Origin of the sequence: Rhizobium sp. SG741 (assembly GCF_012275435.1) — a bacterium.
Lineage (GTDB): Bacteria > Pseudomonadota > Alphaproteobacteria > Rhizobiales > Rhizobiaceae > Rhizobium > Rhizobium lusitanum.
Genome location: NZ_JAAZQP010000005.1, coordinates 393,055 through 416,903 on the forward strand (window position 1 = coordinate 393,055; position 23,849 = coordinate 416,903).

Genomic DNA, 23,849 nt, shown 5'->3' on the forward strand with positions numbered 1-23,849 from the left:
ATCAAAAGGTCGTGATGCCAAAGCGTCTCGCCTACGGGGAAATAAAGTCGTCAATCGCCTTTGCCTTCTCCTAGCCATATAGGTTAAATAGACGAAGCTTTCGAGAAAATTCCGGACCTCTGAAGGATAGATCGTGCCGACGAAGCAGAATCGTTTGTATGCCGCCCTGCGGCTCGTTCCCGTGGCCGCAGCCGCATCCATGCTTTTCCTGTCGACCGCGCAAACGGCCGGAGCCAACCCGCATATCCTCGTCGATGTCGGCACCGGGCGCGTGCTTGACCAGCAGGAGGCGTTCCGCCGCTGGTATCCCGCCTCGCTCACCAAGCTGATGACCAGTTACGTCACCTTCCGCGCCATCCAGTCCGGCCAGATCAATCTCGATACGCCCGTCGTCATGTCGAAGCTCGCCGCCGCGCAGCCGCCGGCGAAGATGTATTTCAAGCCCGGGCAGAAGATGACGCTCGACAATGCCTTGAAGATGATGCTGGTCAAATCGGCAAACGATCTTGCCATGGCGGTCAGCGAGACCGTGGGCGGTTCGCAGCCGGCCTTCGTGGCGCGGATGAACGCGGAGGCAGCTCGCCTCGGCATGCGTGACACGCATTTCATCAATCCGAACGGCCTTCCGGGCAAGGGGCAATATACGACGGCGCGTGACCTTGCCGTTCTCAGCGTCGCGCTGCGCCGCGAGTTTCCGCAATATGCCGGTTATTTCGCGCTGGAAGGCTTTACCAACGGCGTGAAGCAGGTGCCGAACATCAACATGCTCATCGGCCGCTTCGATGGCGCCGACGGCATGAAGACCGGCTTCATCTGTGCTGCCGGTTTCAACCAGATCGCATCGGCGACCCGCAACGGCCGCACGCTGATCTCAGTCGTGCTCGGCACCGACAGCCTAGCGGCGCGCGCCGACGATTCCGCCAATTTTCTGGAGAAGGGTTTCCAGAATCAGCTTTCCGGCAGGGAGACGCTGGCAAGCCTGCGGCCCGACACGCCTCAGTCGGCCGAGGTCGCCGATGTTACCGCCGATATCTGCAGCGCCAAGGGCGCGCAGGCGCGCAGCGAAACGCGCGATCCGTTCGGCCGCACCAAGGTACAGTCGCCCTATATCCATGAAATGGATCACGAGCCGAATTTCATCTATGCCGGCCTGATCGGTGGCCAGGACGTCATGACCGCCAGCAAGGGCGACAAGGACGATGCCACCGCCAAGGGCGACAAAGCCATCAAGGGCGACAAGATTGCCATCTCCGGTCGGGCGGCGGACAATGTGCCGATCCCTATGCCGCGTCCCACTTTCTGATATCGGATTGGAACCATGAGCGTTTCGCAGCAAAGAGTGCCGGTCGCGATCCTGACCGGCTTTCTCGGGGCGGGTAAATCGACCCTGCTCAACCGCATCCTCAAGGATGAGGACATGCGCGATGCGGCGGTCATCATCAACGAGTTCGGCGATGTCGGCATCGACCATCTGCTCGTCGAGAGCTCCGGCGATTCCATCATCGAGCTGTCCGACGGCTGCCTGTGCTGCACGGTGCGCGGTGAGCTGGTGGATACGCTCGCGAACCTCATGGACGCCATGCAGACCGGCCGTATCCGGCCGCTGAAGCGTGTCGTCATCGAAACAACAGGTCTTGCCGATCCCGCTCCTGTCATGCAGTCGATCATGGGCAATCCGATCATCGCGGCCAATTTCGATCTCGATGGTGTCATTACCGTCGTCGATGCCGTCAACGGGCTGCAGACGCTCGACAACCATGAAGAGGCGCGCAAGCAGGTGGCGGTCGCCGACCGCCTGATCGTCTCGAAGACCGGGATTGCCGGCGCAACACCCGAAAACCTGCTGGAAGGCCGGCTGAGGGCGCTCAATCCGCGCGCGCAGATCCTGAACGCCGACAGCGACGAGGCCGGACGCGCCGCCATTCTCATCAACGGTCTCTACGACCCGGCGTCGAAGATCGCCGATGTCGGCCGCTGGCTGCATGACGAGCTGGAGGCCGACGATAACCACCATCACCACGACGACCACGATCATCACCACCATCATCACGGTGAGCACGGCCATCACCATCATGGCCATCGGCATCAGCACGCCCATGACGTGAACCGCCATGACGGATCGATCCGGTCGTTCTCGATCGTTGAGACCCAGCCTATCGATCCGATGGCGCTGGACATGTTCATCGATCTTTTGCGTTCGGCGCATGGCGAAAAGTTGCTGCGCATGAAGGCGATCGTTGCCGTGTCCGACCGGCCGGAGCGTCCGGTCGTGCTGCACGGCGTGCAGAATATCTTCCATCCGCCGGTGCGCCTGCCTGCCTGGCCCGATCCTCAGGACCGGCGGACGCGCATGGTGATCATCACCAAGGATCTGCCGCAGGATTTCGTGAAAGGCCTGTTCGATGCGTTTCTCAGCAAGCCGCAGGTCGATATGCCTGATCGGGCCGCACTTCAGGACAATCCGCTGGCGGTGCCGGGGATGAGGTTCTAGAGCAATTCCAGGAAAAGCGTGCAGCGGTTTTCCATCCGGAATTGCGTAAAAACAATAACATAGAGCGGTTAAGCGATTCCGTGAAACGCGTAGCCGCTCTAGGTGCCAAGCAACCCGCCTCGCCCTTCGAGGGCCCTGCGGGCCACCTCAGGGCGAGGCTGATCCACTCGCGTTGCTGCGAAATTCGTCGTCACCAAAACACGGCCGAACGACCCTCATCCTCATGGTGAGGCGAGAGCGAAGCCATCCTCGCACCGCGAGGATGGCCCAGCGGCGACAATGGATCACCCCTTGCGGATGACGAAGCGATGGCCGCTTTCCGTCTTCTCGCTCGCCAGCAGGGCATGGCCCTTTTCGTTGCAGAGATGCGGAATGTCGATGACGGCGAGGGGATCGGTCGTTTCGACCGTCAATGTGGTGCCGCTCGGCATGCCGCGCAGGCGCTTTTCCGTCTTGATCGCCGGATAGGGGCACTTCAGTCCGCGCAGATCGTAGATCTCGGCGTCGAAACTATTCACTCTTCGCCCAGAACTTCCAGAACGGCGGCTTCTTTGCCGGCTCGGTCTGTGCGGTTTCGACAGCCGGATTTTGCGCATAGGCCAACGGATAGACGACCGGGCTCATCGGATTGGCCATCGGGATCGGGACATTCGCCGGAATGTTGGCCGCAACCAGCGGACCGCCGGTCTGTTGTGCCGCCGCATCGGGAGCTGATGTCGCCAGGCGGATGCTTGCGGTCGTCGTCGGGCTGGCCACGGTGCCGCCGCGTGCGATCTGCTGCGCCGATTGATTGGACATCATCGACTCGAGATCGGCGACCTTCATCATCTTGCCGGCGGCAAGCGCGGTGCCTGTGGGAGCATAGGCAAGATCGTGGCCCTTGCGCTGCTTGGCGACGACGGCCTTGCGCTCGGCTTCGGTCGGATCGTACCAGGCCATGTCGCTATATTTCTTCGTGGCCGCAGCATAATCGGCCTGATATTGCTTGTCGTAGGTGGCAAGCGCCATCTGCAAGGCAGGCGGCGTCGTCATCACGGGGCATTTGCCGCCGGCGTTGAACGGGCCGCTGGCCTGCTGGTTGAAGACGTATTTCTTCTCGCAGACTTCCACTTCCGGCGGCCGCTTGGTGACTTCGAAGTTGTCATAGCCGACCTTCAGCATCTTCCAGAATTCGATATTGGGGCTGAGCCGGTGCTTCCACATGTTTTCCGCCGTCATGCGGAAGGGGAAAGCCTCGAGCTGAATGGCCTTCTGGCCGCCCTTGAAGGCGTCGCGCGCGAAGGCATAGATTTCCAGCACCTGCTGATCGGTCATCGAATAGCAGCCCGACGACGAGCAGGCGCCGTGGATCATCAGATTGGCGCCGGTGCGGCCATTGGCTGCGTCATAACGGTTCGGAAAGCCGGTATTGATGGCGAGATAGTATTTTGAATTCGGATTGAGATTGGCCGGCGTCAGCATGTAGAAGCCTTCCGGCGCTTGCCGGTCGCCTTCCTTGACCTTCGGGCCCAGGCGGCCGGACCAGGCGCAGATATTGTAAGCGGCGATCACTTCGAAACGATTGTTCTGGTTCGCCTTCAGGATCTCCATCGCGCCTTCTTCCTTGAAGATGCGGATCATGATCGGCGAATTGCGGTCCATGCCCTTTTTCGCCATGTCGGCAAGGATATGGCTGGGTAGCGGCTGCTCGACCTTGTTCGTCACCTTCGACAGGTCGATCGACGCGGTATCCAACGCGTCGTTGCAGCCGGCGAGTGCCAGCGTCATCAGGAAGATGTAAGCAAGGTGACGAATGCGCATTCTGACTTGGCCCATAAATGCGAAGAGCGGCAGCTCGACCTGTTTCGCCGCTCCCCTTCGAAGCATGAAACGGAATCATAGATGGCTTATACTTGAAAATTCCTTACCAGCCTATGACGCGCCCGCGAAGCGCCGCAAGCTTTTCTTTGCCATAAAAGCTTCGATAACAGGAATGTGGCCAAGATTTGGCCTCATTCCCGTTTTTCGCGATCACGTTTTCAGAATGCGCTTTAGAGATTGCGACCGATGTTGAGGAATTTCTGGCGGCGGTCGCTGCGCAGCTGCTCGCCCGAACGGCTGGAAAGTTCGCCAAGCGCGTTGGAAATCACGTCTCCCGCAGCGGCGATCACCGTCTGCGGATCACGATGCGCGCCGCCGAGCGGCTCGGGAATGATGCCGTCGATCACGCCGAGGCTTTTCAGGTCTTCGGCGGTGATTTTCATGTTGGTGGCGGCTTCCTTGGCGCGGGTGGAATCGCGCCACAGGATCGAGGCCGCCCCTTCGGGCGAAATCACGCTGTAGATCGAATGCTCGAGCATATAGACGCGGTTGCCGGTGGCGATCGCGATGGCGCCGCCTGAGCCGCCTTCGCCGATGACGACGGAGATGATCGGCACTTTGACGCCAAGACACATTTCAGTGGAGCGGGCGATCGCCTCGGCCTGGCCGCGCTCTTCCGCTCCGACGCCGGGATAGGCGCCTGCGGTATCGACCAGGGTGATGACCGGCAGCTGGAAACGGTCGGCCATTTCAAGGATGCGGATCGCCTTGCGGTAGCCTTCGGGGCGGGCACTGCCGAAATTGTGCTTCAGGCGGCTCTTGGTGTCGTTGCCCTTTTCCTGGCCGATGATGGCGATCGGCTGGCCGCGAAAGCGGGCGAAGCCCGCCTGGATGGCGGCATCCTCGGAGAATTTGCGGTCGCCGGCCAGCGGCGTGAATTCCGTGAAGAGTGCCTCGGCATAGTCGACGAAATGCGGACGCTGCGGATGACGGGCGACCTGCGTCTTCTGCCAGGCATTGAGCTTGGAATAAATGTCGGCCATCGCCTCGCGGACACGGATTTCAAGCCGGCCCACTTCGTCTGACGTGTCGATGCTCTCGTCTTCGCTGGCCAGTTTCTTGAGCTCGTGAATCTTGCCTTCGAGATCCGAGATGGGCTTTTCGAAGTCCAGATAATTGTGCATGAGGTGCGTTTCCGATCCTTTTGCGCGTGACGAGCGACGGCAGGTTTAACCCTTGTGCCGGTCCTATTCCTGTTTTTTGGCCTGTTTGGCAAGGGGGTGATGCGTTTGCACGAGCTGATGAAGGCGTTCTTCCAACACATGCGTATAGATTTGCGTGGTCGAAATGTCCGAATGGCCGAGAAGTTCCTGCACCACGCGCAGGTCCGCGCCGTTGGCGAGGAGGTGGCTTGCAAAGGCATGGCGCATGACGTGCGGCGAGATCATCGAGGGCGTCAGCCCGGCGCGAATGGCGAGATCCTTCAGATCGCGCGCAAAGACCTGGCGCGGCAAGTAGCCCTGCCTGGACGCCGCGGGAAAGAGCCACGGGCTTTCAGGCGCAGGCTGCTTGGCGTTCGCCGCCAGGTCGGCCTGCAGCCGTCCATAGGCCTTCAGCGCTGATATGGCCGACTGCGACAGCGGCACCAGCCGTTCCTTGTTTCCCTTGCCGCGAATGATGAGGAAGCGCCCTTCGTGGTCCAGCACCTTGGCCGGCAATGTAACGAGCTCGCTCACGCGCATGCCAGTGGCGTAAAGCAGTTCCAGCAGCACAAGCATGCGCAGGCGCTGCAGCTGGTCGGGGCCTTCGGCTGCCGCTTCCACTTCTGCCTGGGTCAGAAGACGCGTCACCTGGTCGACGCCCATGGTCTTCGGAAGGGGACGGCCCTTTTTCGGCGCGTCGAGGATGCCTGTGGGGTCGTCCGTGCGCAGGCCTTCCGCATAGAGGAATTTGTAGAATTGGCGCATGGCGGAAAGCCGCCGCGCCTGTGACGAAGGCTTGAAGCCCTGGATCGAGAGGCCGGAGAGATAGGCGCCGAGATCGTTCGGCCCCGCCTCGGTCAGGCGGACGCTGCGCTCGGACAGGAAGCCGTGGAGGTCCTCGAGATCGCGCTCATAGGATTGCAGCGTGTTGACTGCGGCGCCGCGTTCGGCGCTCATCATCTCCAGGAAGGCTTCCAGATGCGCTCGGCTCAGATCTCTCACCCCAGCCCTCGCATTCATGGCTTCAACGAACCGGTGACCGGCGGATTGATGCGCTCCGGCGGAATACGGATCGTCACCTCGCGCGGCTGCGGATCGACGAAGAGCACGAGCGCCCACATTGCCCCATATATCGATCCGCCGATGACCGCGCAGATGACAAGGAAGCGAAACAGGGTTGGCATTCGGAAACTCTCCTCGTCCCAGTCATAAGTCCGGCGACGTAACAATTATACCCACCAAGCGTTAGCTGAAGGATATTGCAGACATGTTTACGCCGCGGCGTCTTGACGCTACAGGCGCATTTGACGATACCGTTTCCAAAGAAATTGTGAATGGGCCGATGAGTGAACAAGTCCTGACCCTTGCAGAGAGCCTCAAAGACAGGGCGCGCGCCGCGCTAGGTCAGCGCAATCTTGTCCTCGTGGGATTGATGGGGGCGGGGAAGTCCTCGATCGGCCGGCTGGTCGCGCAGCAACTCGGCATCCCCTTCGTCGATACCGATGCAGAGATCGAGCGCGTATCGCGCATGACGATCACGGAGCTCTTTGCGGCCTATGGCGAACAGGAGTTCCGGGCGCTGGAAACGCGCGTGATCAAGCGTCTTCTTAAGGGCGGGCCGCGTGTCGTCTCGACCGGCGGCGGCGCCTTCATCAACGAGAGCACGCGGTTTCATGTCAAACGCGGCAGTCTTTCCGTCTGGCTGAAGGCCGATCTCGACGTGCTCTGGGAACGGATCAACAAGCGGGACACGCGTCCCCTGCTCAAAACCGAGAATCCAAAACAGACCCTCGAGGACCTGATGAATGCGCGCTATCCGATCTATGCGGAAGCCGATCTCACGGTTCTGTCCCTTGATGTGGGCAAGGAGACCATGGTCAAGGAAGTCCTTGCCGCCATTGCCGAGGGAAAGAAAGCAGAAAGCAAAACACCATGAATGCGATCACGGCGGCTTCCGCAGAACGCCTCGTGCGCGTGCCTCTCGGCGAGCGCGCCTATGACATCCTGATCGGCCCCGGCCTGATCGCCCGAGCAGGGCGCGAGATCGCCGCACGGCTGAAGGGCCGCAAGGCTGCCATCATCACGGACGAAAACGTCGCGCCGCTCTATCTCGACGCCTTGGTCGCGGGCCTGCAGGCTGAGGGCATCCAGGCATCCAGCCTCGTGTTGCCGGCCGGCGAGAAGACCAAGAGCTTCGAACATCTCATGACGGTCTGCGACGCGGTGCTGACCGCGCGTGTCGAGCGCAACGATGCCGTGATTGCGCTTGGCGGTGGAGTCATCGGCGATCTCGCCGGTTTTGCAGCCGGCATCGTGCGTCGCGGCGTTCGCTTCGTTCAGGTTCCGACCTCGCTTTTGTCGCAGGTGGATTCTTCCGTCGGCGGCAAGACCGGCATCAATACCCATCACGGCAAGAACCTCATCGGCGTCTTCCATCAGCCGGATCTCGTGCTTGCCGATATCGACGTGCTGAATACGCTGAGCGAGCGTGAATTCCGCGCCGGCTATGCCGAAGTCGCAAAATATGGACTGATCGACAAGCCCGACTTCTTCGCCTGGCTCGAGGCCAGCTGGAAGGATGTCTTTGCCGGCGGCGCGGCGCGCATCGAGGCGATCGCCAGGAGTTGCCAGGCGAAATCCGATGTCGTCGTTGCCGACGAGCGCGAAAACGGGCCGCGCGCCCTACTCAATCTCGGTCATACGTTCGGTCACGCGCTGGAAGCCGCTACCGCTTACGACAGCCGTCGGCTGGTGCATGGCGAAGGCGTTGCCATCGGCATGGTGCTGGCGCACGAATTTTCCACGCGTCTCAACCTGGCGAGCGCCGACGACGCGAAACGCGTCGAAGCGCATCTGAAGGCCGTGGGCCTGCCGACCCGGATGGGCGATATCCCGGGCGGGCTGCCGCCGGCGGAAACGCTGATGGATGCGATCGCACAGGACAAGAAGGTCAAGAGCGGCAAGCTGACGTTCATTTTGACCCATGGCATCGGCCAGTCCTTTGTCGCCGACGACGTGCCGTCCTCCGAAGTCCTGAGTTTCCTGAAGGAAAAGCATCCCTGATGACGGTCGAGGGCACGCTGGCTGTACTGTTCGAATATTGGCCCGAGATCATCTCGATCCTCGTGCTTGTGCTGCTGTCGGCCTTCTTCTCCGGTTCGGAAACGGCGCTTACCGCCGTCTCGCGCAGCCGCATTCATACGCTGGAGGCAAACGGCGACGAGGACGCCGGGATCGTGCGTCGGCTGATCGAGCGCCGGGACCGGCTCATCGGCGCGCTGCTCATCGGCAACAATCTTGCCAACATCCTGTCGTCGTCGCTGGCGACCAGCGTCTTCCTAGGCCTGTTCGGCAACTCGGGCGTGGCGCTCGCGACGGTCGCCATGACCGTCATCCTCGTCATATTCGCCGAAGTGCTGCCGAAAAGCTGGGCCATTTCGACGCCGGATCGCTTTGCGCTCAATGTCGCCGGCACGGTGCGGCTCTTCGTCGCCGTCGTCGGTCCGGTATCGAGCTTCGTCAATGCCATCGTCCGATGGATCCTTGGCATTTTCGGCATCAACCTTTCGAAGGAGGTGTCGATGCTGTCGGCGCATGACGAGCTGCGCGGCGCGGTGGATCTGCTGCACCGGGAAGGGTCGGTGGTCAAGGCCGACCGCGACCGCCTGGGCGGGGTGCTCGACCTCGGCGAACTCGAACTCTCCGATATCATGGTGCACCGCACGGCGATGCGCGCCATCAATGCCGACGACCCGTCCGAAGTCGTGGTGCGCGCCATCCTCGACAGCCCGTACACGCGCATGCCGCTCTGGCGCGGCACGATCGACAACATCATCGGCGTCATTCACGCCAAGGATCTGCTGAGGGCGCTGGCCGAGCGGAATGTCGAGCCGGAGAACCTCGATGTCGTCAAGATCGCGCAGAAACCCTGGTTCGTGCCCGACAGCACCAATCTGGAGGATCAGCTCAACGCCTTCCTGCGCCGCAAGCAGCATTTCGCTGTCGTCGTCGACGAATATGGCGAGGTGCAGGGCATCGTGACGCTGGAGGATATTCTGGAGGAGATCGTCGGCGATATCGCCGACGAGCACGATATCGACATCCAGGGTGTGCGGCAGGAGGCCGACGGCTCGATTGTGGTCGATGGCGTCGTGCCTATCCGCGACCTCAACCGCGCGCTTGACTGGAATCTGCCTGACGAGGAAGCAACGACGATTGCCGGCCTCGTCATCCATGAATCGATGACCATTCCCGAAGAGCGGCAAGCCTTCACCTTCTACGGAAAACGCTTCATCGTCATGAAGCGGGAAAAAAACCGCATCACCAAGCTGCGCATTCGCCCCGCGGAGATGGAAGAGAACAAGCCCGAATAAGAGCCATCTCCTGCGGGATTACCAGCGCACCGCCTCTCCGGGTGCAGCCGGCTCCACGGCAAGCGCATGCAATCCGGCATCCAGTTCCGGCTTCAGAAGATCGTTGATCGCCCTGTGGCGTGCGAGGCGCGGCATGCCCGCGAACTTGGCGGAGACGATGCGAACTCTTATATGGGTCTCGCCGGTTCCGGTCATGTCGGGCTGGTGGCCCGCGTGCAGGTGGCTTTCGTTGATGACGACGAGGCGCTCTGGCGCGAAGGCTTCGTTGAGTTTCTTCTCAATGCGGGATTGCAGTGTCGTTTCCATGTTCCCGCTTCGTCCTTCTTCGCGAAAAAGGTTCCCACAAAGCCTGCAACATTCCCATTTGTCAATTCTTGTTGTGGGCTAATCCAGGCCCCATAATTAGGGCACTATGGGACTTGATTCAAAATACTTCGATCGCATTCGAACCCGCCGCAAACGCCCGCAGGAACCCGAGCAGGGTCCGCCGACGTGCCAATGGGACGGCTGTGACAAGCACGGCACGCATCGCGCACCCGTCGGGCGCAATGCGGAAGGGCAGTTCTTTTTGTTCTGCTTCGAGCATGTCAAGGAATACAACAAGGGCTACAATTATTTCTCGGGCCTCTCGGACGGGGAGATCGCGCGCTATCAGAAGGAAGCCGTTACCGGCCATCGTCCGACCTGGACCGTCGGCGTCAACAAGGCGGCGAAGCACAGCCCCCTGCAGTCGGAGGTCCGCTCTGGCGCCTATACCCGGGTTCGTGATCCCTTTGGCTTCGTCAAGGATGGCGATGGCCGCGGCAGCGGTCCGCGTTTCCCGGAGCAGCGCAAGCTGAAAACGCTGGAGGCGAAAGCATTCGATACGATGGGGCTCGGCGCCAATGCGTCTGCGCCGGACATCAAGCGCCGGTACAAGGAGCTGGTGAAAATGCACCACCCGGATGCCAATGGCGGCGACCGCGGCTCCGAGGAGCGTTTCCGCGCGGTCATACAGGCCTATCAATTATTGAAACAGAACGGTTTTTGTTAATTCCTGTCCTTGCTCTCCGCCTTCAATCAGGTATGGTCCAAATCGGCTGAAGCCGTGGGCAACCGCGGCAGGGTGCGCATTTGGCTGGCTGCACCTCGGCCAACTTTCCGGACGCGGCGTTTCTTGTCCGGGACTCTGTTCAAGGATGCTCGCAAACGATCATTTCATCGTGCCGAGATTTTGCTTTAGTCCCGGAGAAGTATCGCCGCTGTTCCGACCGAACGGATGCGAGCAATAAAGCTGCGGCGTTTCGGATAAAGCGGCTGAGATTGATATGGCTGGGTGAGAGCCACCCGCCCTGGAGACATGATGAGCAAGATTGACCTTGATATTTCCGAGATTCCCGACACCACCGTTTCGGTCCGTGACGTTTTCGGTATTGATTCCGACATTCGCGTTCCCGCCTACAGCAAGGGCGGCGCCTATGTGCCCGATCTGGATACCGACTACCTCTTCGACCGTGAGACCACGCTCGCCATCCTCGCCGGTTTCGCCCATAACCGCCGCGTGATGATCTCGGGCTACCACGGCACCGGCAAATCCTCGCACATCGAGCAGGTTGCCGCGCGTCTCAACTGGCCTTGCGTGCGTATCAACCTCGACAGCCATGTCAGCCGTATCGATCTCGTCGGCAAGGACGCGATCGTCGTCAAGGACGGGCTGCAGATCACCGAATTCAAGGACGGCATCCTGCCCTGGGCCTATCAGCACAACGTCGCTCTCGTCTTCGACGAATATGATGCCGGCCGCCCGGACGTGATGTTCGTCATTCAGCGCGTGCTGGAATCGTCGGGCCGCCTGACGCTGCTCGACCAGAGCCGCGTCATTCGTCCTCACCCGGCCTTCCGCCTGTTCGCGACCGCCAACACCATCGGTCTCGGCGATACGACCGGCCTCTATCACGGCACGCAGCAGATCAACCAGGCGCAGATGGACCGCTGGTCGATCGTAACGACGCTGAACTATCTGCCGCACAACAACGAAGTCGCCATCGTGCTCGCGAAGGTGAAGTCCTTCCGCACCGACAAGGGCCGCGACACGGTCTCCAAGATGGTGCGCGTCGCCGACCTCACGCGTGCGGCCTTCATGAACGGCGATCTGTCGACCGTCATGAGCCCGCGTACCGTTATCACCTGGGCTGAGAATGCGGAGATCTTCGGCGATGTCGCCTTTGCCTTCCGTGTCACCTTCCTCAACAAGTGCGATGAGCTGGAGCGGCCGTTGGTCGCCGAGCATTATCAGCGCGCCTTCGGCATCGAGCTGAAGGAAAGTGCTGCCAACATCGTGCTCGAAGCCTAGGGAAGAACCCACACATCATGTCAGGTCGCGGAGACAATTCCAAAGCGAAGCCGGGTGCTCCGGTGGACATGGAGCCGTTGCGCCGTGCGATCACCGGCTGCGTACGCTCGATCGCGGGCGATGCCGAAGTCGAGGTGGCATTCGCCAACGAACGCCCGGGGATGACCGGCGAGCGCATCCGCCTGCCGGAGCTCTCGAAGCGGCCGACGATGCATGAGCTGGCGGTGACGCGTGGCCTCGGCGATTCGATGGCGCTGCGGCTGGCTTGTCACGACGCGCGCGTCCACGCCGTCATGGCGCCGAAGGGCGCCGATGCGCGCGCTATCTTCGATGCCGTGGAGCAGGCGCGCGTCGAATCGATCGGTTCGCTGCGAATGAGCGGTGTCGCGGCCAACATCGGCTCGATGAATTCGGAGAAATACGCCAAGGCGAATTTCTCGGGTATCGAGCGGCGTGAGGATGCGCCGATCGGCGAAGCCATGGCGATGATCGTGCGCGAGAAGCTGACCGGCCAGAAGCCGCCGGAGAGCGCCGGCAAGGTGCTCGACCTCTGGCGATCCTTCATCGAGGACAAGACCGGCGGCGAGCTCGACAATCTGCTTTCGACCATCAACGACCAGCAAAGCTTTGCCCGCGTCGTCCGCAATATTCTGACGGCCATGGAAATGGCCGAGGAATATGGCGACGAACAGTCGGAGCCGGACAGCGACGAGCAGCAGAGCGAAGAGGACAAGCCGAACGGCGAAGACCAGGATAACGACGACGTCAAGGAAGACGAAGGCTCGGACGCGGCCCCGGCCGAGGACAGCGAAGCCTCCGACGAGCAGATGGACGACGGCGCCACCGAGGACGGCGGTGAGATCTCCGACGACGATATGAGCGAGGAAGGCGAGGAGGATTCGGAAACGCCGGGCGAGACCCGTCGTCCGAACACGCCCTTCGCCGACTTCAACGAGAAAGTCGACTATCACGTCTACACGGAAGAGTTCGATGAGACCACGACGGCGCAGGAGCTCTGCGACGTGGCCGAGCTCGAGCGCCTGCGCGCCTTCCTCGACAAGCAGCTTGCTCATCTGCAGGGCGCGGTGGGGCGGCTTGCCAACCGTTTGCAGCGCCGTCTGATGGCGCAGCAGAACCGCTCCTGGGACTTCGACCTGGAAGAAGGGTATCTTGATCCGGCACGCCTGACGCGCCTGATCATCGACCCGATGCAGGCGCTGTCCTTCAAGATGGAGCGCGACACGCAATTCCGCGATACTGTCGTGACGCTGCTGATCGACAATTCCGGCTCCATGCGCGGACGGCCGATCACGGTTGCCGCCTCCTGCGCCGACATTCTGGCGCGCACGCTGGAGCGCTGCGGCGTCAAGGTCGAGATCCTCGGCTTCACCACCAAGGCCTGGAAGGGCGGACAGGCGCGTGAGAAATGGCTGGCCGGCGGCAAGCCGCAGACGCCGGGCCGACTGAACGACCTGCGCCACATCATCTATAAGTCGGCGGACGAACCCTATCGGCGGTCACGCGCCAATCTCGGCCTGATGATGCGCGAAGGCCTGCTCAAGGAGAATATTGACGGCGAGGCGCTGATCTGGGCGCATAACCGCCTTCTCGGCCGCCGCGAGCAACGTCGTATCCTGATGATGATCTCGGACGGCGCGCCGGTCGACGATTCGACGCTGTCGGTCAATCCGGGCAATTATCTGGAGCGGCATCTGCGCGCGGTCATCGACCAGATCGAGACGCGCTCGCCTGTGGAGTTGCTGGCGATCGGTATCGGTCACGACGTGACGCGCTACTATCGCCGCGCCGTCACCATCGTCGATGCCGACGAACTGGCTGGTGCCATGACCGAGCAGCTCGCATCGCTGTTCGAGGATAAGACAAGCATGCCGCGGTCGCGCATGCGCCGCGCAAGCTGAGCCCGCTCAGGCTTTCTGTCGCATCGGCCTCGCGGCCGATGCCGTTTCCTTTCGACAATACCGATTCCAAGGGCCGGCCGGTCGCAATGAGATGCGTCGGCCTGATAGCCGTGCTGGCGCTGCTCGTCGGCTGCAGCTCCGGCGACGAGAGCGCTCCGGCCGATATTCGCGCCACTGTCATCTCCACCTTGAGGCCGGGTTCGCAGGAAACGCAGTTCGGGGCGCTGGAATTCGTCGGCGGTCTTGAACTCAGTTCGGACAATGCGCTCCTCGGTGCGATCTCAGCCATCCGCTTTCGTCCCGATCAACGTCATTTCATCTCGGTACTGGATACCGGCCACTGGCTGACCGGCGCCATCGAGCGCGACGACAAGGGTCGGCTGAAGGGTATCACCGAGGCGCGCATCATGCCGATGATCGACCGCTATGGGGACACCGACGCTGGCAAGGGGGCGATGGATGCCGAGGGGCTGGCCTTGCGCGGCGACCATGTCCTCGTGAGCTACGAGCAGCATCATCGCGTCGATACCTATCCCGACCCGGGTTTCGAGACCTCGCCGCCGGACGACACCATCCCCATCCTCATTCCGAGGCGCCAGCTGCGCGCCAATCGCAGCCTCGAAGCCCTGATGATCGCGCCACAGTCGAGCCCGCTTGCCGGAGCAGCCGTCATCGTTGCGGAGGATAGCCTGGATGATCAGGGCAACATGCTTGCGGCCATCCTTGACGGACCGCTGCAGGGCCGCTTCACCGTGCGGCATTACGATAGCTTCGATGTCAGCGACGGCGTGTTTCTGCCCGACGGGGATTTGCTGCTGCTGGAGCGGCGCTTCGGACTGGCCCATGGTCTCGGTATGCGCATCCGCCGTATTGCCGGCGCGGATATCAGGCCGGATGCGGTCGTGGACGGCAAGGTGATTTTCGAGGCCAATTCCAGAGAACAGATCGACAATATGGAAGGGATCGACGTGTTCCGCGCGGCCGATGGCACCCTGCACCTTATTCTGGTTTCGGACGACAATCACTCGATCCTGCAGCGCAGCCTGATGCTGGAATTCCGCCTGAGCGACGAAAGCGTCGTCAGTCAGAACTAGAAGCGGTTCGGACGTGAATTATCGCCCGTTCACGCGGTCGGGGCTTGCGGCATCGGCTTCAGCATGTTCATCAGCGCGCCATAGGGCAGCAGCATGACGAGGCCAACGGTTACCTTGACCGAGAAATCGCCGATCGCCCAGGAAATCCAGCGCGGCGCCGAGGTGGAGAACGCGCCGAGGATCGGCGCCCATTCGATCGCGAAGGGATCGTTCGGTCCGAAGAAGACGAAGAAGGGCGCGAAGGCAAAGGAGAAGAATATCAGCGTGTCCAGCATCGAGCCGATCAGCGAGCCGAACAGGGGCGCGCGCCACCAGGCCATGCGGCGCAGGCGATTGAAGACCGAGATGTCGAGAAGCTGGCCGGCGAGATAGGCCGAGCCTGAGGCGATCGCGATGCGGGGCTGTGCGGTGAAGAACGACAGGGCGACGCCGACGACGAAACCGGCGAACACTACCTTGCGTGCGGCCTTCGGGCCGAACTGGCGGTTGGTCAGATCGGTGATGAGAAAGGCGACGGGATAGGTGAAGGCGCCCCAGGTGAGGATATCCGCAAGGTTGATGCCGGCAAGCTGAGCCTGCAGCGGATACTGCACAAGGATATTAGAGGCGACGACGACCAGCGTCATCAGCAGAACGTAGATAAGGGTATGACGTGCCGTCAGCATTTTTTTATCCTGGGAGATGCCACCAGTTGAAGAAAACCGGACATGGAAAAAGGCTTGTCCGGATGTGATCCGTGCAAGCCTTTTAGCCCGTATGAAATCTCGAAGCGCTAGAGCTTAGGCAGCGACTGCGGCTTCAGCGGTCTTCTTGATGATCTGACGACGCAGCAGGCGGGCGCGCATGCTGAGTTCATTTTCGTTTGCCTTCAGAAGGAAAGCGTCAAGGCCGCCACGGTGCTCGACCGAACGAAGCCCTGCAGCGGAAACGCGCAGACGGTAACGCTGGCCAAGAACGTCAGAAATCAGTGTGACCTGGCAAAGGTTCGGCAGGAACCGACGCTTGGTCTTGTTGTTGGCGTGGCTGACATTGTTGCCCACGAGGACGGCCTTGCCGGTCAATTCGCACATGCGGGACATGAAACACCTACTTTTGTTTTTCTTGGCCATCGGATAGTCGTTCCGGGCAACACCCGACGCGCAATCCAACAGGCCATAATTGGAAAGTTGCGTTTCTATAGTCAGAGCGACCGGCCGCGTCAAGCCAAACCTTGTGTTTTCCCGCAATTCCGTCAAAAAGCTGCTGTTCTCTTGCGGTCGCACCAAGCAGGTAAAGTATCTATATATCCTGCTTGATCCTCGTTGAAGGCCCTGATCATGGTTCAAATTCTGAAGTGCCTTATTATTTCGGCCGTCGTCGCGTCGATGCCATCCCTGGCGTCGGCCGATATGCTACGGCATGAAACACAGTATCGCGTTTCACTCGCCGGCCTGCCGATTGCCAGGGCGGATTTCAAGACCGAAGTTACAGGCAACCAATTCACGATCCGCGGCGATATCACATCCGCGGGCCTCGCGGATCTCGTTACCTCGATCGATGCGAAGACTGATGTAGCCGGCGTCGTCAGCGATAATAAATTGCAGGCCACGCATTACTCGCTCTTCTACAAAAACGGCAAAAAAGAACGCACCTATGATGTCGCCTACACCAACGGCAATGTGACATCGAATACGATCGTGCCGGAGCCGAAGCGGTCGGACAGCTGGATCCCGCTGAGTGTGAGCGATCTGAAGTCGGTGCTCGATCCCATTTCCGGCATGATCTTTCCGATCACGCCCAGCCTCAATCTCTGCAACCAGACCCTGGCCGTCTTCGATGGTGAGATGCGCATGGATCTGAAATTGTCGCCGAAGGGATCGCACCCGTTCTCGACCGACGGATTCAAGGGCAAGACCATCGCCTGCGGTGTCCGCTTCACGCCGAAGAGCGGCTACAAGAGCACCCGCAAAGACTATCTCTATCTTGCCAAGAGCGACAATATGGAGATCTGGTTTGCCAAGGCCGATACCATGAATGTATATGCTCCGGTCTACGTCCGCATCCCGACGCAATACGGGACGGTGACGATAACCGCCGTGAAATACGGTAGCTGAGGTCGTCAAACGCTTCACAGAATCGCTTGACCGCCTCAGCCGTTATTTCTACGCAATTCCGGACGGAAAACCGCTGCGCACTTTTCCTGGTATTGCTCTAGCGGGCCTGGGGACGTCGGTGGCACCAGGCTGGGGGCAGAGTTGAAATTTCGTGCGACATTGACAGGTTTCTCGGCCATCGTGATGTGGTCGTTTCTGGCGCTGCTGACGGTGGCATCTGGCAAGATGCAGCCGTTTCAGCTGCTTGCCATCTGCTTCGCCATCGGCAGCACTCCCGGCATCGTCGTCTTGGCGCTGAGGCCCGAGCGCCTGCAGCTGCTGCGTCAGCCGGCCAAAGTCTGGATAACAGGCATCGTAGGGCTGTTCGGCTATCACTTCCTCTATTTCACTGCGCTGCGTCATGCGCCAGCGGTGGAAGCGGGCCTCATTGCCTATCTCTGGCCGCTGCTGATCGTCGTCGGTTCGGCGCTGCTGCCAGGTGAGCGGCTGCGCTGGTATCACATCCTCGGCGCGCTGATGGGGTTGGCGGGTACGGTTCTGATCGTCGGCCGCAACGGCTTTCATTTCGAAGGCGCCTATGCAATCGGTTACGGCGCGGCTTTGCTCTGTGCCTTCACATGGTCCGGCTATTCCCTGATCACCCGCCGTTTCGAGGCGGTGTCGACCGATGTCGTCACCATATTCTGCCTCGTGACATCAATTCTCTCGTTCCTCTGCCACCTCGGCCTGGAAGAGACGCTCTGGCCCGAGAGCCCGACGCAATGGATCGCCGTGCTCGGCCTCGGCCTCTTTCCGGTCGGTGCGGCATTCTATGCCTGGGATTTCGGCATCAAGAACGGCGACATCCAGATTCTCGGCGCGGCAAGCTATGCCGCGCCATTGCTGTCGACGCTGATCCTCACCCTTTTCGGCTTCGCGGAACCGAGCTGGGGCATCGCATTTGCCTGCCTGCTCGTGACCGGCGGGGCTGTGCTCGCGGCGCACCGCATGATCCTGCGCCGAGACAATGCCGGTTCGGCGCAGGCGGAAGCGGCGGAGTAATTTTCGCCGCAACCGGTGTCGGCTATTTCTTGAAGACCTTCTCCAGGAACGCGGCGAGCGACGGACGCCAGACGTCCATCTCATGCTGGAGATCCGGATACTCATGGTATTCGTGGGCGATCTTCTTTTCCTCGAGCGTCGCCTTGAGGCCGGCGACATCCTTGCCGACGACCTGATCCTTGCTTCCAACCGTTACTGTGAAATTGCGCAGCGCCTTGTTGATCTTGGCCGGTTCGTTCAGCGCGGCATCGACGGCCTTGTTCGGCACGGTCGTCGTGCTGACGCCGCTGAAGGTCGCGACCCAGCCGAAAGTGCCGAGATGCGACAGGCCGGAGACGAGCGCCTGGTATCCGCCCTGCGACAGACCCACCACGGCGCGTCCGTCCGCATCGCTGCGCACCCGGTAGTGATTTTTCATGTAGGGAATGAGATCTTCGACAAGCTCCCGATCGGCCGCTTCAGCGTTGGCGGGATAGAAATCCTTACGACGGTCGGCTCCGGGGAAATTCTCGGCAATCGCTTCGGGCACGTCGGTTTCCGTGTCAGGAATGACCACGATCATCGGCTCGATTTTCTTTTCGGCAAGAAGGTTATCGAGGATCTGCGGAGCGCGGCCTTGCGCCACCCAGGATCCCACCGTGTCGCCGAAGCCGTGGTAGAGATAGAGCACCGGCAGCGGTTTCGATGAATCGGTGTAGCCGGGCGGCGTATAGACATACATCTGCCGCTCCGACTTGAGTGCCTTGGAATGCAGGGTCACCAGCCGCAGGTCGCCATGCGGCACATTGCGGGTATCGAGAATGCTGCCGGGCACCAGAATGAGGCTGGTATTGACCTGCCGCTGCGGCTTGGGTGCATTGGTGCCCGTGTCGATGCTGCGAAAGCCGTCAATATTGAAATAATATTCATAGAGATCGGGTTTCAGTACCTCGGTCTTCACGCTCCAGGTGCCATCGTCACCCCGTTGCATGGCCATCGGATCGTACGATCCAAGGACGACGGAGACCGCTTTTGCCGCCGGCGCATAGAGGCGGAAGGTGATTGATCCATCCTTTTCGACCGAGGTGACGAAGTTTTTCAGCGGGCGATCGGCCGGCGGTGAGGCGGGCGCGTCAAGGGCAAGGGCGGGAACGCTCATGACGCAACCCGCCACGATGAATAAAGGGAACAACAAACGCACGAAAAAGCCTCCTCCAGATGAAACAATATTCTCTCTCCCCGTGTAAAGCTGACGCAGCGTGACGCTTTTTCAAGACGGTCGGCATCGCACCGGCGCTTTGGGCCTGCGCGATGTCAACGAATGGTAAAGGGTTTTCAGGCGGAGGCGGGCTTCCAGTCGGGCGCAGCCATCTCGAAGCTCGAAAATTCGAAACCGGGAGCAACCGTGCAACCTACGAGCGTGAATTCGCCCAGGCTTTCGGCAGATTGCCACCAGTTGGCGGGAATGATCGCCTGCGGACGCTCGCCTCTTGCCAGATCGGTGCCGAGCACCAGCGTTTCGCTCGCCTCGCCATCGGCGGATCGATGCAAAGCGAGCGGCGCACCGGCATAATAGTGCCAGACCTCGGCGGCATCGCGGACCCGGTGCCAATGCGAGCGGTCGCCCGCCTCCAGCAGATAGTAGATTGCGGTGGAGTGGCCGCGCGCGCCGCCTTGTTCGTCACGGAAGGTCTGCACGTACCAGCCGCCCTCCGGATGCCGCTGCATGGAAAGCGTTTCGATGATCGCTGTCACCTGCATCAAAAATTGTCCTTGCGCTTGCGGATTTCCGCGAAAACCTCTTCGTTGCTGCGGCTTTCCATCAGCAGGTGACGGCGGATCGAGGGATCGGCGGCGCGCAGGAAGGGGTTGGTTTCCTTCTCCAGAGCTAAAGTCGTCGGAATGGTGAACTTGCCCGCAGCTCTCAGCGCTTCAATATCGGCAGCCCGCGCCTTCAGCCGCTCGTTGTCGGGATCGATGGTGAGCGCGAAGCGGGCGTTGGAAAGCGTATATTCGTGGCCGAAATAGATTGCGGTCTCATCCGGCAATACGGCAAGCTTTTGAAGCGAGGCCCACATGTCGGCCGCTATGCGCTCGAACAGCCGACCGCAGCCGAGCGCAAACAGCGTGTCGGCGGCAAAAAGCAGCTTGTCGTCCACGAAGTGATAGCAGACATGGCCGGCCGTGTGGCCCGGTGTCTCGATGACGTTGACCGTGTGACCGGCGAATTCGAACGTATCGCCATCGCCCACGGCCCGGTCGAGGCCGGGAATGGCGACGGCCTCGTTGATCGGGCCGATGATCTCGCAGCCGAATTGCTCTTTCAGCGCCAGATTGCCCTCGACGTGATCGGTATGATGATGGGTTGTCAGGATGTGGCTGATCGTCCAGCCGCGACGATCTGCCGCCTTCAGAATGGGATCCGCCTCCGGGGCGTCGATCGATGCCGTCAATCCGGTTTCAGGGTCATGGACCAACACGCCAAAATTGTCGGACCGGCAGATAAATACCTCTAATTCCAATGGTTTCATGATCGAAATCGTCCTCGTCTTTTCCGTTGAGACAGAATGTAAGCTGTTCGGCCTTGAAGTCCAACGCTCGGCTGATAACATTTGTTTCGATGCACGCCGATATTGTCGATCTCCGTCAGTTCTATCATTCCGAGCTCGGACGCTTGGCGGAGCAGTCGATTGCCATGGCGCTTTCCTCCATCTGGGCGCGCATGCCGGAGGAGCGCCTCGTCGGCCTGGGCTATGCCGTTCCTTATCTTGATCGCTTCCGCACCGATACCGAGCGCACCTTCGCCTTCATGCCGGCGGGGCAGGGCGCGGTGAACTGGCCGATGGGCTCCGCATCGTCGACGGCATTGATCTTCGATGAAGAGCTGCCGCTGCCTGACAGTTCGATCGATCGCGTGCTGATGGTGCATTCGCTCGAATTCGCCGAGAGCCCGCGCGAGACGCTGAAGGAACTGTGGCGGGTATTGGCGCCCGGTGGACGGCTTGTGATCGCCGTGCCGAACCGCCGGGGCGTCTGGGCGCGCATGGAGCACACGCCGTTCGGTTCCGGCCGGCCCTATTCGCGCGGCCAGCTCACCTCGCTGCTGCGGGAAACCAACTTCACGCCGGGAGCGACGGCCGAAGCGCTGTTCTTCCCGCCCTCCAAGCTGCGCACGGTGCTGCGGCTGCGCCGCGCCTTCGAAAGGGTAGGGCGCACGCTGTGGCCCGCTTTCTCCGGCGTCATCATCGTCGAGGCGCAGAAGCGGCTTTATCAGGGCCTGCCCGTCGCCGTCCGCGCCTCGCGCCGCGTCTTCGTGCCTGTTCTTGCGCCGCGCGGCATACCGACGACGCGCGACGGCGCCTGACAGGACCGCCGGCGGCGCAAACACTCGACAAATTTGTCAATCCGCATTAATGCGACGGGGTGTCTAAAGCCGGACGTTTCCGGCCCTTCCCAAGGTCGAACCCATGAGCATGGAAATGAGCAAGCCTGTCCCGCGTTCCGGCATTCTCGATATCGCCGCCTATGTGCCGGGCAAGGAGCATGCACCGGGCGTTGCGCGCGTGTTCAAGCTTTCCTCGAACGAAACGCCGCTCGGCGCCAGCCCGAAGGCCATCGAGGCCTTCCGCGGCGCGGCCGAGCATCTGGAGCGTTATCCGGACGGGCAGGCCAAGGAATTGCGTCAGGCAATCGCCGATGTGCATGGGCTGAACGTCGCCAATATTCTCTGCGGCAACGGTTCCGACGAGCTGCTGAGCCTGCTCTGCCATACCTATCTCGGTACCGGCGACGAAGGCATCATCACCGAGCATGGTTTCCTGGTCTACAAGATCCAGATCATGGCTGCCGGCGCGACGCCGGTTACGGTCAGGGAAAAGGATTGCACCGTCGATGTCGACGCCATTCTCGCCGCCGTCACCGAGAAGACAAAGATGGTCTTCATCGCCAATCCCGGCAATCCCACCGGTACCTATGTTGCGGTCAGCGAAATTCGCCGCCTGCATGCGCGTCTGCCGAAGCATGTGATCCTCGTGCTGGATGCTGCCTACGCCGAATATGTTCGCCGCAACGATTACGAGGCCGGTCTCGAACTCGTCTCGGCCAACCAGAATGTCGTGATGACCCGAACCTTCTCGAAGATCTATGGTCTGGCGGCGCTTCGCATCGGCTGGATGTACGCGCCGGTCGATATCGTCGATGCGGTCAACCGTGTGCGCAGCCCGTTCAACATGAACAGCGGTGCCATCGCCGCGGGCGCTGCGGCCATTCGCGATCAGGCCTTCACCGAGACGGCAGTCGCGTACAACACGCTCTGGATCGAGAAGATGACGGCTGCGCTCGAGGCCATCGGCCTCAAGGTGACGCCGTCGGTCGCGAATTTCATTCTCGTTCATTTCCCCGACAGCGAGGGCAAGCGCGCCGCCGAGGCCGATGATTTCCTCACCAGCCGCGGCTATATCGTCCGGGCCGTGCGCGCCTATGGCTTCCCGAATTCGCTGCGCATGAGCATCGGCACCGAAGAGGCCAATCTCGGCCTCATTGACACGCTGACCGAATTCATGGGGCGCAAGGCATGAGCGGCGTTCAGTTCGACCGTATCGCGCTGATCGGCATCGGCCTGATCGGCTCTTCCATCGCCCATGACATCAAGCGGCTGGGCCTTGCCAAGGAAATTGTGATCTCGACGCGCAGCGCCGAGACGCTGAAGCGCGCCGAGGAGCTGAAACTCGGCGATCGCTACACGCCGTCCTCGGCCGAGGCGGTTAAGGACGCCGATCTCGTCATCGTCTCCGTGCCTGTAGGAGCCTCGGAAAGCGTCGCCAAGGAAATCATGGCGCATCTGAAGCCGGGCGCCATCGTCACCGACGTCGGTTCGACCAAGGCTTCCGTCATCGCGCAGATGCAGCCGCACATGCCCGCCAACGTGCATTTCATTCCCGGCCATCCGTTGGCGGGGACAGAGAAGTCCGGGCCGGATGCGGGCTTTGCCGGGCTGTTCGAAGGGCGCTGGTGCATCTTCACGCCGATCCCCGGCACCGACGAGGCAGCTATCCGGAAACTCCGGCATTTCTGGGAGACGCTCGGTTCGCGCGTCGACGAAATGGATCCTGAGCATCACGACAAGGTGCTGGCGATCGTCTCGCACCTGCCGCATCTCATCGCCTACAACATCGTCGGCACCGCCGACGATCTGGAGACGGTGACCGAATCGGAAGTCATCAAATATTCCGCTTCCGGCTTCCGCGACTTTACCCGCCTTGCCGCGTCTGATCCTACCATGTGGCGCGATGTCTGCCTGCACAATCGCGATGCGATCCTGGAGATGCTGTCGCGCTTCTCGGAAGATCTCGCCTCCCTGCAGCGGGCGATCCGCTGGGGTGAGGGAGACAAGATCTTCGAACTTTTCACCCGCACCCGCGCCATCCGCCGCTCGATCGTCGAGGCGGGCCAGGACGTCGACGCACCGGATTTCGGGCGTCATGCTCTGGATGCGAAGAAGTAGCGGCTTTTCCTTCTCCCCTTGG

Annotated in this window: 25 protein-coding genes; 14 read left to right on the forward strand and 11 right to left on the reverse strand. The window is 61.1% G+C overall.

Annotated features, from left to right (window positions below; all coding sequences use genetic code 11):
- Positions 1–133: 133 nt before the first annotated feature.
- Together FHT29_RS16030 and FHT29_RS16035 are read left to right on the forward strand one after the other, a co-directional pair.
- Complete coding sequence (locus FHT29_RS16030; RefSeq protein ID WP_037196730.1) at positions 134–1,303, forward strand: D-alanyl-D-alanine carboxypeptidase family protein; 1,170 nt, start codon at positions 134–136, stop codon at positions 1,301–1,303.
- 15 nt (positions 1,304–1,318) lie between these two features.
- Positions 1,319–2,491 carry a GTP-binding protein gene (locus tag FHT29_RS16035; RefSeq protein ID WP_037196729.1) on the forward strand — a complete coding sequence of 391 codons (1,173 nt, stop codon included), beginning with the start codon at positions 1,319–1,321 and terminating at the stop codon, positions 2,489–2,491.
- A gap of 284 nt (positions 2,492–2,775) precedes the next feature.
- Here the strand turns inward: FHT29_RS16035 and FHT29_RS16040 are convergent, their stop codons facing one another.
- The 5 genes from FHT29_RS16040 to FHT29_RS16060 form a co-directional block, all read right to left on the reverse strand.
- Positions 2,776–3,009 (reverse strand): sulfurtransferase TusA family protein, encoded by a 234-nt coding sequence (locus FHT29_RS16040; RefSeq protein WP_047553517.1) that lies wholly within the window; start codon positions 3,007–3,009, stop codon positions 2,776–2,778.
- Positions 3,002–4,291 (reverse strand): murein L,D-transpeptidase family protein, encoded by a 1,290-nt coding sequence (locus FHT29_RS16045; protein ID WP_037196923.1) that lies wholly within the window; start codon positions 4,289–4,291, stop codon positions 3,002–3,004. Before FHT29_RS16045 ends, FHT29_RS16040 begins: the two co-directional genes overlap by 8 nt.
- 230 nt (positions 4,292–4,521) lie before the next feature.
- On the reverse strand, positions 4,522–5,475 hold the full coding sequence (locus FHT29_RS16050; protein WP_037196727.1) for an acetyl-CoA carboxylase carboxyltransferase subunit alpha: 954 nt from the start codon (positions 5,473–5,475) through the stop codon (positions 4,522–4,524).
- 63 nt (positions 5,476–5,538) lie between these two features.
- Positions 5,539–6,495 carry a site-specific tyrosine recombinase XerD gene (locus tag FHT29_RS16055; RefSeq protein ID WP_047554347.1) on the reverse strand — a complete coding sequence of 319 codons (957 nt, stop codon included), beginning with the start codon at positions 6,493–6,495 and terminating at the stop codon, positions 5,539–5,541.
- Between the two features lie 14 nt (positions 6,496–6,509).
- Complete coding sequence (locus FHT29_RS16060; protein WP_034511589.1) at positions 6,510–6,677, reverse strand: hypothetical protein; 168 nt, start codon at positions 6,675–6,677, stop codon at positions 6,510–6,512.
- 158 nt (positions 6,678–6,835) lie between these two features.
- Between FHT29_RS16060 and FHT29_RS16065 the strand changes: the two genes are divergently transcribed.
- The 3 genes from FHT29_RS16065 to FHT29_RS16075 are packed head-to-tail and all read left to right on the forward strand — an operon-like array spanning position 6,836 to position 9,866.
- The gene (locus FHT29_RS16065; protein WP_037196920.1) at positions 6,836–7,429 is read left to right on the forward strand and encodes a shikimate kinase; all 594 of its coding nucleotides are present in this window, start codon (positions 6,836–6,838) and stop codon (positions 7,427–7,429) included.
- Complete coding sequence (aroB, locus tag FHT29_RS16070) at positions 7,426–8,556, forward strand: 3-dehydroquinate synthase (protein WP_047553515.1); 1,131 nt, start codon at positions 7,426–7,428, stop codon at positions 8,554–8,556. The genes FHT29_RS16065 and aroB overlap by 4 nt, the downstream gene beginning before the upstream one ends.
- Positions 8,556–9,866, forward strand: coding sequence for an HlyC/CorC family transporter (locus tag FHT29_RS16075; RefSeq protein ID WP_047553509.1), 1,311 nt, complete (start codon positions 8,556–8,558; stop codon positions 9,864–9,866). The genes aroB and FHT29_RS16075 overlap by 1 nt, the downstream gene beginning before the upstream one ends.
- A gap of 18 nt (positions 9,867–9,884) precedes the next feature.
- Here the strand turns inward: FHT29_RS16075 and FHT29_RS16080 are convergent, their stop codons facing one another.
- Entirely contained in the window at positions 9,885–10,172 is a 288-nt protein-coding gene (locus tag FHT29_RS16080) for a BolA family protein (protein WP_037196724.1), read from the reverse strand.
- 106 nt (positions 10,173–10,278) lie between these two features.
- Here FHT29_RS16080 and FHT29_RS16085 point away from each other — a divergent pair, with 106 nt between their 5' ends.
- From FHT29_RS16085 to FHT29_RS16100, 4 genes are all read left to right on the forward strand, one after another.
- A complete protein-coding gene (locus tag FHT29_RS16085; RefSeq protein ID WP_037196723.1) occupies positions 10,279–10,899 on the forward strand; it encodes a J domain-containing protein in 621 nt (206 codons plus the stop codon).
- A 309-nt stretch (positions 10,900–11,208) separates the two neighbouring features.
- The gene (gene cobS, locus FHT29_RS16090) at positions 11,209–12,198 is read left to right on the forward strand and encodes a cobaltochelatase subunit CobS (protein ID WP_034511583.1); all 990 of its coding nucleotides are present in this window, start codon (positions 11,209–11,211) and stop codon (positions 12,196–12,198) included.
- Between the two features lie 17 nt (positions 12,199–12,215).
- Positions 12,216–14,117 carry a cobaltochelatase subunit CobT gene (gene cobT, locus FHT29_RS16095; RefSeq protein ID WP_168599845.1) on the forward strand — a complete coding sequence of 634 codons (1,902 nt, stop codon included), beginning with the start codon at positions 12,216–12,218 and terminating at the stop codon, positions 14,115–14,117.
- 38 nt (positions 14,118–14,155) lie between these two features.
- Positions 14,156–15,211, forward strand: coding sequence for an esterase-like activity of phytase family protein (locus FHT29_RS16100; protein WP_047637891.1), 1,056 nt, complete (start codon positions 14,156–14,158; stop codon positions 15,209–15,211).
- Between the two features lie 29 nt (positions 15,212–15,240).
- Here the strand turns inward: FHT29_RS16100 and FHT29_RS16105 are convergent, their stop codons facing one another.
- Together FHT29_RS16105 and rpmB are read right to left on the reverse strand one after the other, a co-directional pair.
- The gene (locus FHT29_RS16105) at positions 15,241–15,876 is read right to left on the reverse strand and encodes a queuosine precursor transporter (RefSeq protein ID WP_037196717.1); all 636 of its coding nucleotides are present in this window, start codon (positions 15,874–15,876) and stop codon (positions 15,241–15,243) included.
- Positions 15,877–15,990: 114 nt separating this feature from the next.
- On the reverse strand, positions 15,991–16,290 hold the full coding sequence (gene rpmB / locus FHT29_RS16110) for a 50S ribosomal protein L28 (RefSeq protein ID WP_037196918.1): 300 nt from the start codon (positions 16,288–16,290) through the stop codon (positions 15,991–15,993).
- Between the two features lie 237 nt (positions 16,291–16,527).
- Here rpmB and FHT29_RS16115 point away from each other — a divergent pair, with 237 nt between their 5' ends.
- Positions 16,528–17,304, forward strand: a complete 777-nt coding sequence (locus FHT29_RS16115; protein WP_047554345.1) for a DUF3108 domain-containing protein — start codon at positions 16,528–16,530, stop codon at positions 17,302–17,304.
- A gap of 141 nt (positions 17,305–17,445) precedes the next feature.
- Positions 17,446–18,345, forward strand: coding sequence for an EamA family transporter (locus FHT29_RS16120; protein WP_047553504.1), 900 nt, complete (start codon positions 17,446–17,448; stop codon positions 18,343–18,345).
- Positions 18,346–18,367: 22 nt separating this feature from the next.
- Here FHT29_RS16120 and FHT29_RS16125 read toward each other — a convergent pair whose 3' ends face one another.
- From FHT29_RS16125 to gloB, 3 genes are all read right to left on the reverse strand, one after another.
- Positions 18,368–19,483, reverse strand: a complete 1,116-nt coding sequence (locus FHT29_RS16125) for an esterase (protein WP_210255466.1) — start codon at positions 19,481–19,483, stop codon at positions 18,368–18,370.
- A 176-nt stretch (positions 19,484–19,659) separates the two neighbouring features.
- Positions 19,660–20,085, reverse strand: coding sequence for a cupin domain-containing protein (locus FHT29_RS16130; protein WP_037196710.1), 426 nt, complete (start codon positions 20,083–20,085; stop codon positions 19,660–19,662).
- Positions 20,085–20,855 (reverse strand): hydroxyacylglutathione hydrolase, encoded by a 771-nt coding sequence (gene gloB, locus FHT29_RS16135; RefSeq protein WP_037196709.1) that lies wholly within the window; start codon positions 20,853–20,855, stop codon positions 20,085–20,087. The genes FHT29_RS16130 and gloB overlap by 1 nt, the downstream gene beginning before the upstream one ends.
- A gap of 53 nt (positions 20,856–20,908) precedes the next feature.
- Between gloB and FHT29_RS16140 the strand changes: the two genes are divergently transcribed.
- The 3 genes from FHT29_RS16140 to FHT29_RS16150 all read left to right on the forward strand — a co-directional run bounded on the left by FHT29_RS16140 (position 20,909) and on the right by FHT29_RS16150 (position 23,827).
- A complete protein-coding gene (locus FHT29_RS16140) occupies positions 20,909–21,688 on the forward strand; it encodes a class I SAM-dependent methyltransferase (protein ID WP_037196708.1) in 780 nt (259 codons plus the stop codon).
- 103 nt (positions 21,689–21,791) lie between these two features.
- Entirely contained in the window at positions 21,792–22,901 is a 1,110-nt protein-coding gene (hisC, locus tag FHT29_RS16145) for a histidinol-phosphate transaminase (RefSeq protein ID WP_168599846.1), read from the forward strand.
- Entirely contained in the window at positions 22,898–23,827 is a 930-nt protein-coding gene (locus FHT29_RS16150; RefSeq protein ID WP_168599847.1) for a prephenate/arogenate dehydrogenase family protein, read from the forward strand. Before hisC ends, FHT29_RS16150 begins: the two co-directional genes overlap by 4 nt.
- Positions 23,828–23,849: the final 22 nt, after the last annotated feature.

What these genes read in the sequence shown, in the direction of transcription:
- FHT29_RS16035 (WP_037196729.1), top strand. Translation starts at nt 1,319, where the DNA reads ATGAGCGTTTCGCAGCAAAGAGTGCCGGTCGCGATCCTGACCGGCTTT.
- FHT29_RS16045 (WP_037196923.1), bottom strand. Translation starts at nt 4,291, where the DNA reads ATGCGCATTCGTCACCTTGCTTACATCTTCCTGATGACGCTGGCACTC.
- FHT29_RS16050 (WP_037196727.1), bottom strand. Translation starts at nt 5,475, where the DNA reads ATGCACAATTATCTGGACTTCGAAAAGCCCATCTCGGATCTCGAAGGC.
- FHT29_RS16060 (WP_034511589.1), bottom strand. Translation starts at nt 6,677, where the DNA reads ATGCCAACCCTGTTTCGCTTCCTTGTCATCTGCGCGGTCATCGGCGGA.
- FHT29_RS16065 (WP_037196920.1), top strand. Translation starts at nt 6,836, where the DNA reads ATGAGTGAACAAGTCCTGACCCTTGCAGAGAGCCTCAAAGACAGGGCG.
- aroB (WP_047553515.1), top strand. Translation starts at nt 7,426, where the DNA reads ATGAATGCGATCACGGCGGCTTCCGCAGAACGCCTCGTGCGCGTGCCT.
- FHT29_RS16075 (WP_047553509.1), top strand. Translation starts at nt 8,556, where the DNA reads ATGACGGTCGAGGGCACGCTGGCTGTACTGTTCGAATATTGGCCCGAG.
- FHT29_RS16080 (WP_037196724.1), bottom strand. Translation starts at nt 10,172, where the DNA reads ATGGAAACGACACTGCAATCCCGCATTGAGAAGAAACTCAACGAAGCC.
- FHT29_RS16085 (WP_037196723.1), top strand. Translation starts at nt 10,279, where the DNA reads ATGGGACTTGATTCAAAATACTTCGATCGCATTCGAACCCGCCGCAAA.
- cobS (WP_034511583.1), top strand. Translation starts at nt 11,209, where the DNA reads ATGAGCAAGATTGACCTTGATATTTCCGAGATTCCCGACACCACCGTT.
- cobT (WP_168599845.1), top strand. Translation starts at nt 12,216, where the DNA reads ATGTCAGGTCGCGGAGACAATTCCAAAGCGAAGCCGGGTGCTCCGGTG.
- FHT29_RS16100 (WP_047637891.1), top strand. Translation starts at nt 14,156, where the DNA reads ATGCCGTTTCCTTTCGACAATACCGATTCCAAGGGCCGGCCGGTCGCA.
- FHT29_RS16105 (WP_037196717.1), bottom strand. Translation starts at nt 15,876, where the DNA reads ATGCTGACGGCACGTCATACCCTTATCTACGTTCTGCTGATGACGCTG.
- rpmB (WP_037196918.1), bottom strand. Translation starts at nt 16,290, where the DNA reads ATGTCCCGCATGTGCGAATTGACCGGCAAGGCCGTCCTCGTGGGCAAC.
- FHT29_RS16115 (WP_047554345.1), top strand. Translation starts at nt 16,528, where the DNA reads ATGGTTCAAATTCTGAAGTGCCTTATTATTTCGGCCGTCGTCGCGTCG.
- FHT29_RS16125 (WP_210255466.1), bottom strand. Translation starts at nt 19,483, where the DNA reads ATGAGCGTTCCCGCCCTTGCCCTTGACGCGCCCGCCTCACCGCCGGCC.
- FHT29_RS16130 (WP_037196710.1), bottom strand. Translation starts at nt 20,085, where the DNA reads ATGCAGGTGACAGCGATCATCGAAACGCTTTCCATGCAGCGGCATCCG.
- gloB (WP_037196709.1), bottom strand. Translation starts at nt 20,855, where the DNA reads ATGAAACCATTGGAATTAGAGGTATTTATCTGCCGGTCCGACAATTTT.
- hisC (WP_168599846.1), top strand. Translation starts at nt 21,792, where the DNA reads ATGAGCATGGAAATGAGCAAGCCTGTCCCGCGTTCCGGCATTCTCGAT.
- FHT29_RS16150 (WP_168599847.1), top strand. Translation starts at nt 22,898, where the DNA reads ATGAGCGGCGTTCAGTTCGACCGTATCGCGCTGATCGGCATCGGCCTG.